The sequence below is a fragment of the Verrucomicrobium sp. BvORR034 genome, assembly GCF_000739635.1.
Taxonomy (GTDB): Bacteria; Verrucomicrobiota; Verrucomicrobiia; order Verrucomicrobiales; family Verrucomicrobiaceae; genus Verrucomicrobium.
In genome coordinates this window covers 1-1,352 of sequence record NZ_BATQ01000191.1, presented here as the reverse complement: position 1 = coordinate 1,352, position 1,352 = coordinate 1, and the positions used below count along the sequence as shown (strand labels likewise).

1 protein-coding gene is annotated in these 1,352 nt (G+C 57.3%); it reads right to left on the bottom strand.

Annotated elements, in window-relative coordinates:
• Positions 1-148: 148 nt before the first annotated feature.
• Entirely contained in the window at positions 149-1,297 is a 1,149-nt protein-coding gene (locus BV034_RS34070; RefSeq protein ID WP_050031397.1) for an IS4 family transposase, read from the bottom strand.
• Between the last annotated feature and the right edge of the window lie 55 nt (positions 1,298-1,352).

Sequence of the window (1,352 nt, the reverse complement as noted above, 5' to 3'; positions counted from 1 at the left end):
TAAGCGCTAACTTAAGAGTCTTTGAATGCGAGGCATTCTTTTTCGCTTTCGTTCGGCGAGGTCTTGAGCAATCTGATTCCAGGTGCTCAGGCAGTCGGCGATTCGCAGCGGCGGCCAAGTAGCGGCCTGGATCAGTTCAATGAGCCACTCAGTCTCGCGCCAGTGGCTGCGGGGGCGTTTCATTCTCCAGCCAACGTCCTCCCCAGGGGGAAAGGGCCGCCGCGTGGCGTTGCATCTTTTCACTGAGCAAAGCAATGAGCAGTTTGGCGTAGACCCACGCTCGACTGGAGCGCTCATCACTTTTGGGCAGGTGTCCGACATCTCCCAGTGATTTGAGCCTCTTGAACGCCAGTTCAATTTGCCAGCGCACCCGATACCATTGAAGCACCTCCACATCGCTCAGCGTGTCCCTTGGCACGGTGGTCAGCACCACGATCCAAGCCGTGTGCTCCAAGGTGGCTGCGCGCAGTTTGGTCTGATCTTGTTGAGCGCGCCGCTGCACTTTTCGTTGTGCCAAAGCAGCAGCTTCCACGCTTTTGCGCACGGCGCACAGACGCACTGGCACACGCTGCGCCAAGGAGGCCTCTTTATGTGGGCGCACCCAAAGATCCACGTCCGCCACCGCTCCTGGCTGCTTGAGCTTGCGGAGCCAGGGCAGCAGGACAACCGGACGTCCCTGCGCATCTTCCAATGGGGTGTTTTGTTCGTTAAGCCGCATGATCACATGCGCCCCGCCCCGATAGACATGCTCGATCCCCAGCAGATGGCTGAAGCCGCGGTCTGCTAAAAAGCAGTCTCCAGGGGCAACTTCAAAATGCTTGAGCGATTCACCATTGCCGGAGCCTTTGACTGGACTGAGACGAAAAAAATCACAATGCCAGTCCGGCACTTGCAAGCTGTAATGCACGCGCCATTGACTGCCTGTAGCACCCGGTTCCTTGATGATAGTGCCATCTACCAAGCGCAACTTCAAGCCGCGGTAAGCCGGCGGCAGTTGCAACCGGCTTTGGGCAAAAAGCCCTGCGCAAAGCTGCTGCAGCCACGCCTCGCACAGGGCAAACCTCTTGTGCAAGGCTACATCAGACATGCTGATCCAGCCTGCGGCCTTGCCTACCACAGAAGCTGTGCGCAAAGAACAGCCATGACCAGCATGCAGCAGTAAAACACGCAACAGGCTGCCCAAAGACTTCGCGCCACGCAGGCGCCGCACTGCCCCGGTCGTCTTGGCCAATGATTCCCAATCTTCCGGAAGCAGACTCAAAAGGTAATCCCAGTTCTCATCGGGCAAGGAGGTCATGCTGCACTCTAACAAAAAATTCTGCCATGTCCATGTTAAGTTAGCGCTCATGGGG

What these genes read in the sequence shown, in the direction of transcription:
- BV034_RS34070 (WP_050031397.1), bottom strand. Translation starts at nt 1,297, where the DNA reads ATGACCTCCTTGCCCGATGAGAACTGGGATTACCTTTTGAGTCTGCTT.